The 8560-nt window shown below is 47.1% G+C and carries 9 protein-coding genes, 1 tRNA gene and 1 rRNA gene; 5 read left to right on the top strand and 6 right to left on the bottom strand.

What is annotated here, in order from left to right; genetic code table 11:
• From RMO79_RS11660 to RMO79_RS11635, 6 genes are all read right to left on the bottom strand, one after another.
• Positions 1-76, bottom strand: a 16S ribosomal RNA gene (locus RMO79_RS11660); the annotation flags it as partial.
• 543 nt (positions 77-619) lie between these two features.
• Positions 620-1090: a nucleotide exchange factor GrpE gene (locus RMO79_RS11655; RefSeq protein WP_310483330.1), complete on the bottom strand. Its 471-nt coding sequence runs from the start codon at positions 1088-1090 to the stop codon at positions 620-622.
• Positions 1077-1478 (bottom strand): hypothetical protein, encoded by a 402-nt coding sequence (locus tag RMO79_RS11650; protein ID WP_310483329.1) that lies wholly within the window; start codon positions 1476-1478, stop codon positions 1077-1079. Before RMO79_RS11650 ends, RMO79_RS11655 begins: the two co-directional genes overlap by 14 nt.
• A gap of 149 nt (positions 1479-1627) precedes the next feature.
• Complete coding sequence (locus tag RMO79_RS11645; RefSeq protein WP_310483328.1) at positions 1628-3289, bottom strand: hypothetical protein; 1662 nt, start codon at positions 3287-3289, stop codon at positions 1628-1630.
• 7 nt (positions 3290-3296) lie between these two features.
• A complete protein-coding gene (locus RMO79_RS11640; RefSeq protein ID WP_310483327.1) occupies positions 3297-3491 on the bottom strand; it encodes a hypothetical protein in 195 nt (64 codons plus the stop codon).
• Complete coding sequence (locus RMO79_RS11635) at positions 3488-5683, bottom strand: Hsp70 family protein (RefSeq protein ID WP_310483326.1); 2196 nt, start codon at positions 5681-5683, stop codon at positions 3488-3490. The genes RMO79_RS11640 and RMO79_RS11635 overlap by 4 nt, the downstream gene beginning before the upstream one ends.
• 292 nt (positions 5684-5975) lie before the next feature.
• Here RMO79_RS11635 and RMO79_RS11630 point away from each other — a divergent pair, with 292 nt between their 5' ends.
• The 5 genes from RMO79_RS11630 to RMO79_RS11610 all read left to right on the top strand — a co-directional run.
• A complete protein-coding gene (locus RMO79_RS11630) occupies positions 5976-6503 on the top strand; it encodes a GNAT family N-acetyltransferase (RefSeq protein WP_310483325.1) in 528 nt (175 codons plus the stop codon).
• A gap of 73 nt (positions 6504-6576) precedes the next feature.
• Positions 6577-6650, top strand: a tRNA-Pro gene (locus RMO79_RS11625).
• A gap of 336 nt (positions 6651-6986) precedes the next feature.
• Positions 6987-7349 carry a photosynthetic/respiratory NAD(P)H-quinone oxidoreductase subunit C gene (gene ndhC / locus RMO79_RS11620; protein WP_310483324.1) on the top strand — a complete coding sequence of 121 codons (363 nt, stop codon included), beginning with the start codon at positions 6987-6989 and terminating at the stop codon, positions 7347-7349.
• Positions 7340-8068 (top strand): NADH-quinone oxidoreductase subunit NuoB, encoded by a 729-nt coding sequence (gene nuoB, locus RMO79_RS11615; RefSeq protein ID WP_310483323.1) that lies wholly within the window; start codon positions 7340-7342, stop codon positions 8066-8068. The genes ndhC and nuoB overlap by 10 nt, the downstream gene beginning before the upstream one ends.
• Positions 8061-8560: NAD(P)H-quinone oxidoreductase subunit J (locus RMO79_RS11610; protein WP_310483322.1), on the top strand; the 500-nt coding region annotated here is incomplete at its 3' end. The genes nuoB and RMO79_RS11610, both read left to right, overlap by 8 nt.

Below are 8560 nucleotides of genomic sequence, written 5' to 3'. Positions count from 1 at the left end.
TAAGGTTCCGTTCGACTTGCATGTGTTAGGCATACCGCCAGCGTTCATCCTGAGCCAGGATCAAACTCTCCATAATATTTATGAAAAGCCATGTAGAATTGGCTCGTGTGTAATATTTAAAGACTCGTTACAAAGTCTTGGTCTGACCAAATTATGGCTCGACCGTGTTATAATCGTGTTAACGAATTTAACGAGGTTGTATAGGCTTTCAAACTATATAGTTGTCTAGGTTCAGTGGTGAAGGTAGTTGGCTCGCAGAGCGACTTTCGCCGATTCCGTGTCGCTGTTTCCCTCGACCGCTTTACTAATATATCCCACCTAACTTGGAATGTCAAGCATCTGGTCGAAAATTATATTTTGGTTCTGGGGCTGAGTTTCAGGTGTATTTAGATAATATTAGTAAGTTTGATTCAATTGTTTTTTTAAAGTTAAGACCTAAAGGCTGGCTAATAAATACCGAAGAACGATACAGGGCAAGCTTTTGGGATATTCAAAGAATTTTTAAATTCTGTTTTGGGTTTGTTTAGGATCGGATAACTAATTGATGGTTGTGGCGGGATCGGTTATGACTGAATTTTTCCAATCGAACATAAATTGGTATTGGTGGATAAGGAGATCGCTATTCTGAGACGGTTGTGGAAACTATGACTTCTGCCGATCGCAAGATGGCATCACCAATATAAAAACCTCGCCGAGTGACTTCGATCGCTGACTGAGGGGGTAGATCCGATCGAAACTTCCTGCTGACGGCAGTACAAACATTAAAATTGGGGGGAACATCTAGGGGGACTGGGATCTCGCGAACGCCACAGCCAGATAAGATTGCCTCTAGTTTACTGGAGATCGATCGCACAGAGTGAGGCAACCGCTGGCGAAAGGCTGGAGGTGGATCGGGGTTTTCAGCTAAATAGATCCTGAGATAATCCAATGCATCGACTAGTCCGAGCAGTTCCACTAACAGGTGATTGTTTGCAGCGGCGGTTGTAGCTTGCTGCTGCTGAAGTTTGGCTTTAAGTGCGGCATTTTCGCAGATCGTCCGATCGATCTGGGCTATGATTTCATCGCGTTCGGCGGCACTAATCTGATACATATTCACCTGTATTACTAGTAAAATTTTTAACGATCTCGATAAATAGTCGATCGGCAACACCAATCTCCTCATCCATTAACTGTGGCGTAAGCTGTTCGGTTTGAGCTAGCTTGTCGATCGAACTTGTCAACTCATCAATTTTAGTGGTTAAAGTAGCTAGGAGTAATGGATTGGAACTAGAGGTAGTAGAGGTTGTCTGTTGCCAGCTCCCCCAAAGATAATCAATGATGAGGCGATCGTCGGGATTCATGAGCAGTTTGCGTGCTTTAACCAGTACATCAGGGGGATATTGCTTGCGCTGCATCGCGAGGGTAAATGCCTTGAGCACTTGGGCACTAGTCGCGGTGGGATCTAGTTCTAAGATTTGATAGGGATGAGAATCGAACATAATGTTGATAGATAATATTTTAGATTTAATTATGCTTGCTTAGGGCTTGTAAAGAAACAACTTCATGTTTTGAGACTGAAAGCTTTCCTCGTGGCGAAACTACCGATCGAAACCATGAGTTTATTTTCTTACAGCTTCTTAGTCAGAAATCAACTAGATTGGGAGCCATCGTTAGTAGAATTGGTGACAAAATTTAGAAATATGTTCGCACTGTCGCTTTGGAGCAGATCGTACCAACAGTTGGCAAACTCTAATCGGTCAGCGGGATTCCAGATCGAGAGTTGATGGGTATCGCAGAGTCGATCGATTGTCGATTGCCAGGTTGGGGATTGAAGAATTTGCACTTTTGCTAGCTCTAGGACTCGAAAGGCTTCACGCCAACGGGGAAAGCCACCGGGGCGGCATTCTAGATAATAGCAACCCTCATGATATGCGACAAATTTTTGAGCGAGTTGACTAGCAACTGAATCTGGGGGATCGGTCGGCTTGTAGACCATCGCTCGAACTGGATTTCCTTGTTGACAGGTTACTACCGATCGCCACCAGGGGGTATACAGCATCGCCCACAGTTTTTCTGGTAATTGGACATGAGCCATTTGGGATTTAAACAGATCGTAGAAACCAGGAGAGATAAATACGCCGCGAATCCGTAAGCCTGTCGTGGGCGGCGTTCCGAACCACTCAACCGCCATTAGCTCCCGTTGCCACTCAAGCTGTAACTCCGATTTTACGGTCGGATCGGGAAATCGATCGACGATCGATGATATTAAATCGCGGATGCGAGCAGTTGCGAGGGTGGGGTCGGGGAGGTTGGTATTAATGCTCGCTGTGACCCAAATCGGGATTAGTTCTTGGAGCCAGTCGAGGCGATCGAGATTGGACCCAAAGCGGTAATAGGCAGCAATCGCCCAATCGTGGAGGAGTGCATTGCCGCCTGTTTGTTGCCACCTTTGTTTGCCAAGCTCGTACCGATCCGACCAATTGCTGGCAACATTGGTAAGTTGAGGCTGAATGTATTCAGTCCGGATCTGTTGGATAAATGCATCGGTACCCATTGCTTCGATATAACTGATACTAGTTTGCCAAGCTGCCTCGATCTGTTGTGCCTGTAGCTGTTGCTGGATCTGGCGGAGCAGTTGTAATCGCTGGATCTGATTTTGTTGATAACGAGCGAGTGCATTGTACTTCACAGCTAATCGATCGCTGGAGTTGTGGGTAGATGCGATGACTGCCGTCCAATTGCGCTCGTGGATTGCCATCACGATCGATCGCCGCTGACAGATTGCTTGTAACTGAGGAAACTCATTCGCCAGATTCTGATAGTGATAGCGGGCGATTTCCAGCGATCCAGATAGTTCGGCAGCTAATCCTAGTTTTAACCATTCTTGCCCTTGGCGGAGCCGCTGCAACTCTTTGAGCAAGTCTCGTCCATCGGGATGGGGATAAACGGTCAGGATACTGTTTAGTTCCGACTCAGCTTTAGCAAAGTCTCCAGCGATCGCCATCGATCGAGCAGAGCGAAATACCACGTAATAGTCGCTAACTATTTTGCGCCAGGATGGTACCCGATCGTTTAATCTAGCGATGAGGGGCCGAATTTGCCACTGTCGCCACGGATATTGCCAAAAGGGAACTGGAGCTTGAAAAGCTAGTGTTAAATTTCTGGCGACATTCAAGGCGGTGTTAAATTCACCAGCAGCAGCGAATTGTTCGGCGGCGAGTAATTTGGCGCGATCGTCTGAGAATTTTTGACCCAATCCAAATAGTGGCGCAGTCCGCAAAGCTTCTAACCAATGCTCGAATATATTCATGAAATCGCTAAATTTTGGCAGCAATGAACCCCAGAATTACCGCTACAATTGCCAGCACCAGCGATCGATAATCCAATCCAGATTTGACTGGTGGCAAGTTAGCCAAAATTCTGAGTGCAGTCAAATCGGCTTCGCAGTTGGGACATCTGGGAGTGTCAATTTGGGTGCGCCCACAGACGGGACAGGTCAAAAACTGACTCATCGTTGCAGCCCCCACTCAATCGTGCCCGCAGGAGCCGCTCGATCGATCCATTGATTTGCTTCGATCTGGAGACCATACCAGATTTGCTCGGCGGTAGGAATATCTTCGGCTCGTAGTGCCGCAATTAACTGCTCTTTCTGGGCTTCCATGATGGCTACTTGAGTTGGCTTGAGCTGACGGATGTTGTAAGTTGCCACTTCGCAGTAGCGAATGCGCTGCAACCACTCTGGTAACGATTGATTTTCCTGGGCAGCGGCTTCGCAGGTTGCCTCCATTTGGGAGGAGTCATTGCGATGGAGTGCGTCTCGCAGCTTGAGGCTCAGTGCTTTAAGCCGATCGATTTGAGCTGGCGGCATCAAGAAACTGTAAACACTGACCAAGTAATCGCAGTAGTTCGCCCAGTTTTCCGCACTCCGCCGATCGGTAGCCGAGTCACGCCGGAGTTTGGCGATCGCCGCTTGAGCTTTTTTAAACAGATCGAGACGTTCCTGTCCCGTGCGAGGATCGATGGTTTGGTTGGCAGTTTCCACGATCGGCGCAATCTGGCGATTCAGCTCTTGAATTTCTGCTCGGTCTAGATTTTGCTGATTAGATTCTTCGATAATTTCGGCAATTTGACGATAAAGCTGCTCGTCGGAACGACCGCGTGAAAAAGTACAACTCCCCCGCACGCTCGGATCTTGGCGGAGAAAAGCCGAAACCTGAAGGCTACTAGTTTGTTCGTCTAACTCTAACGCTACGGTGACTTCAGTTCCGGTTGGGTAAGATTTAGGCAGTGACAACCAGAGATCGCCGACGAGTTCATCCTGCTGACTACTGTCATCCCGATTAAAAAAAGCAATGTTGACCAATCGTTGTTCATCGGAAATAGTCCGAAAGGTATACATACCGCTGAAAGGTAGCGTATCGCCCCGCGCGATTACTTTTTCGAGACCGGAAGTGAGCCGGATGTAATAGTCGCGTGAGACAGTGCAAACTTTTTCGGTTAAGCCAGCGGCGACAATTGCCGCACCTTCAGCGATCGCATACATCGGACGCGGATGCACCACGACTCGATCGGCTCCAAACACCGATGTTAGATGTTCCCGAACGAGCGGGATTTGGGCAGAGCCACCCACTAATAAGACTGCATCTACTAAATCGATCGAGTAATCGGCACATTTAATTGCTTCATGACAAATATCGATCGTTTTGAGCAGATAGGGCATGAGTAATTCATTGAAGACGGCGACAGTTAGCTCGACATCTAGATAAATTGGCATCCCGATCGAGTCAAACAAGGGAGTTGCCGGAATAATTCGCACGGTGGGTGCCGAGCTGAGGGCAATTTTAGCCCGCTCGACTGCTAACTTGAGATCCACCCAAAACCGCATTTGCAGATCGTCACTCATGCTGGCGATAATCTTCCGTAAGTCCGGTAATTCCTCTTTAATCGCCATTTGCTCGATCGCCCAGTCAACGAGCTGTCGATCGATATTCTCACCCCCCAACCACAGATCGCCAGCTTTACCCAACTCCGCAAACCAGTTGCCACTAGCTGTAATCAGCGAGGCATCGAAGGTACCGCCCCCAAAGTCATAGACCAAAATAGTTTTCACCTCTCGATCCGATCCAGGCTCGAACCCATAGGAAATAGCGGCGGCGGTTGGCTCGGCGAGTAGCTCTCTAGGCTTGATTCCGGCAGCGATCGCCGCCATTGTAGTAGCGTGTCGCTGGCGATCGTTGAAATAGGCTGGCACCGTAATCACGGCTTCGGTAATCTTGCCAGTCTGTCCCTGCTCCTGCTGAAATAAATCGGCATTGGCAATCACTTTTTTTAAAATTTCAGCAGCAATTTCTTCAGGGGCAAATTCGCGATCGGCTAAGCGCACCACTAAACTATTTTCGGTACCATGACTGGAAGCACCGATCTGATAAGCGCAATCTTGGATCTGGACTTGCACTGTCGGATCGCCAATGCCGCGTCCCATCAAGCGTTTGATTGTGGTAATCACATGATGTGGTTCGGCGCGGAGTTGATTTTGAGCGGCTTGCCCCGCGACCAGTTTACCGCCTTGCCATGCCACAATCGAAGGCGTGAGATATCGATCGGGCAATTTGTTATCTGCTGCTGTGACTAGCAATAGATCGCCGAAGCGAAAAGCTGCTACCGAGTTGGTAGTACCTAAATCGATACCTACTACGCTGCCCATAAAAGTACTACTCCTGAGACGTTAATCGATAGATCCTATACTCCGATCGCTAAAAATTAAGCGATCGGATCGTGTTGCAATCACCATACCCATTTTGCCATGATTTGTGGTGGCTGAAGTTGCGGCGATCGGAGTCTTAGGAGTAAAGAACGACCACCGACTGAATTTCGATCTGAACAAGCGGAAACGATCCTGAAAATAGTGTTATGATTTGGCTAATATCTACTCACATTAGCTGGTTCTAGCTAAAAAAGTTAGTAATTGTAACTACTATTTCTGTTACCCACACCACATGGTTTTTTGGAAGAGTTTATTTAGTGGTGGCGATACGGCTACTGAAGCTAAAGCAGGTACCGCTGTCGATCCGGCTGTAAAAGTAACTGGAATTAATCTACCCCCAAATAGTCAAGTTTTCTTTAGTACCGATCGAGATTTAGATTTGTATGAGTTGGAGGAGCTATGCGATATCGTGGGTTGGTCGCGTCGTCCGCTTCGCAAGGTAAAAAAGGCCATCCAGAATAGCTTTATTGTCGTTTCGATGTGGGAAATCAGGGGTGCCTCGAAACGCATGATTGGGTTTGCGCGGGCTACTTCTGATGGTGCTTTTAACGCAACCGTGTGGGATGTTGTCGTTCATCCTGATTTTCAGGGCCAAAAACTGGGCAAGGCAATGATGAAATATACGATCGATAAGATCCGTGCTGAAGATATTAGCAATATTACGCTGTTTGCAGATGCTCATGTGGTTGGTTTCTACAGCGGGATGGGTTTTGTTGAAGATCCAGAGGGAATTAAGGGCATGTTTTGGTATCCCGATTAATTGCTGAAGGTAATTTTTAGATGTTATCGATCTATTCTGGGCGATCGTATGTTATAGTTGTTTATACAGATAACGGGGTGTAGCGCAGCTTGGTAGCGCGCCTGCTTTGGGAGCAGGATGTCGTAGGTTCAAATCCTGTCACCCCGATTTAATTAACTAAATAAAAATTATCATCAGGTATCATTCCAGCTAGATCGGGTACGACTAGCTTTTTTAGTTGCTGGAGGTTTTTAGGTCGATCGCAGCAGAAATAAGCGGTAAGGTTTGCAGTAAAATCGATCGGGAATTGAGAGTAAGCCCTATCCCCCGGTACAGAATATGGATAAAATAGAAACAGATTGAGTTCTAAGCTAGCGAGTACAGCTAATTAGCAATCTTCTCGAACTTAGGTACTCAGATAAGTATTGAAATTAGAGAGGTTGGTAGTTGACTGCTCGATCGCCCAGAGATCGGTCTTTATCCCTTCATGACTACGAATAATCTGTGTTTGTCCTTAACGGTTATGAATATCTACTCGGCTTCTTGTTGACATGTAGCCTGGTGCCGATTTTAGCATTATCAGCATCGAAATTACTGCGTCCTAGCGGTGGTGGGCCAGAACGACGGACGACCTATGAATCGGGGATGGAACCGATCGGTGGTGCGTGGATTCAGTTTAATATTCGATACTATATGTTCGCCCTTGTCTTTGTAGTCTTTGACGTGGAGACGGTATTTTTATACCCGTGGGCAGTGGCATTTAGTAAATTAGGCTTACTTGCTTTTATAGAAGCTCTCGTTTTTATCGCAATTCTTGTAATTGCGCTAGTTTATGCTTGGCGCAAAGGAGCCTTAGAATGGTCGTGAATACTAATATTATTACTAATACAGATCGAATTTCCAATCCGATCGAGCGTCCGCAAGTGACGACCGATTTGTCAGAAAATGTGATTTTGACAACGGTAGACGATCTCTACAACTGGTCGCGGTTATCGAGCCTGTGGCCGCTGCTATTTGGTACCGCCTGCTGTTTTATCGAAATGGCCGCAATGATCGGCTCTCGGTTTGATTTCGACAGATTTGGACTAATACCCCGTGCGAGTACTCGTCAGGCAGATTTATTGATTACGGCTGGAACGATCACCATGAAAATGGCTCCAGCACTAGTCCGGCTTTACGAACAGATGCCCGAACCCAAGTATGTAATCGCGATGGGTGCTTGTACGATTACAGGTGGGATGTTTAGTGCAGACTCGCCAACAGCAGTACGTGGTGTCGATAAACTAATTCCGGTCGATGTCTATGTCCCCGGCTGTCCGCCACGTCCTGAAGCATTAATGGATGCGCTGATTAAGCTGCGGAAGAAAATTGCCAACGAGTCGATGCAAGAGCGGAATTTATTAAATCAGACCCACCGTTATTACAGTACGACACATAACATGAAAGTCGTATCGCCGATTTTGACTGGTGCATATCTCCAAACTGGTACTCACGATCGTCCACCTGCGGAAATCGCCGCTGCGATGGGAATGCCAGTTTCACCTGCGCTCGTTACCGCTCAAAAACAGGAGGTAGAACGTGGCTGAGGAAGAAACTAAGCCAACGGCAGAAATTACGCCAGCCGCAGCTCCCATTGTACCTGCGGGTAAAATCTCGCAATGGCTGACGCAGAATGGATTTGTCGATCATACTGCCCTAGATAATGACAAACAGAATGTCGAAGTAATCCGGGTTGATGCTCAGTTTTTGTTACCTGTAGCAACTGCTCTGTATGCTTATGGATTTAATTACATGCAGTGTCAGGGTGGTTACGATGCTGGCCCTGGTGACGATTTGGTGAGTTTTTATCACTTAATTAAGTTGAGCGATAATGCTGTCGCACCTGAAGAAGTCCGAGTGAAAGTGTTCTTGTCGCGTGAAAATCCAGTCGTACCGTCGGTGTATTGGATCTGGCGAACTGCTGATTGGCAAGAGCGAGAAACTTTTGACATGTATGGAATTGTCTATCAGGGACACCCCAATCTCAAGCGACTATTGATGCCAGAGGATTGGGTAGGATATCCACTCAGGAAGGATTA

This window comes from Chamaesiphon sp. VAR_48_metabat_403, from assembly GCF_031422475.1.
GTDB lineage: Bacteria > Cyanobacteriota > Cyanobacteriia > Cyanobacteriales > Chamaesiphonaceae > Chamaesiphon.
This window is presented reverse-complemented; position numbering and strand designations above follow the sequence as displayed.

Coding starts and splice junctions, on each gene's coding strand:
- RMO79_RS11630 (WP_310483325.1), top strand. CDS start 5,976: ATGGTTTTTTGGAAGAGTTTATTTAGTGGTGGCGATACGGCTACTGAA.
- RMO79_RS11645 (WP_310483328.1), bottom strand. CDS start 3,289: ATGAATATATTCGAGCATTGGTTAGAAGCTTTGCGGACTGCGCCACTA.
- RMO79_RS11640 (WP_310483327.1), bottom strand. CDS start 3,491: ATGAGTCAGTTTTTGACCTGTCCCGTCTGTGGGCGCACCCAAATTGAC.
- RMO79_RS11635 (WP_310483326.1), bottom strand. CDS start 5,683: ATGGGCAGCGTAGTAGGTATCGATTTAGGTACTACCAACTCGGTAGCA.
- nuoB (WP_310483323.1), top strand. CDS start 7,340: ATGGTCGTGAATACTAATATTATTACTAATACAGATCGAATTTCCAAT.
- RMO79_RS11655 (WP_310483330.1), bottom strand. CDS start 1,090: ATGTATCAGATTAGTGCCGCCGAACGCGATGAAATCATAGCCCAGATC.
- RMO79_RS11650 (WP_310483329.1), bottom strand. CDS start 1,478: ATGTTCGATTCTCATCCCTATCAAATCTTAGAACTAGATCCCACCGCG.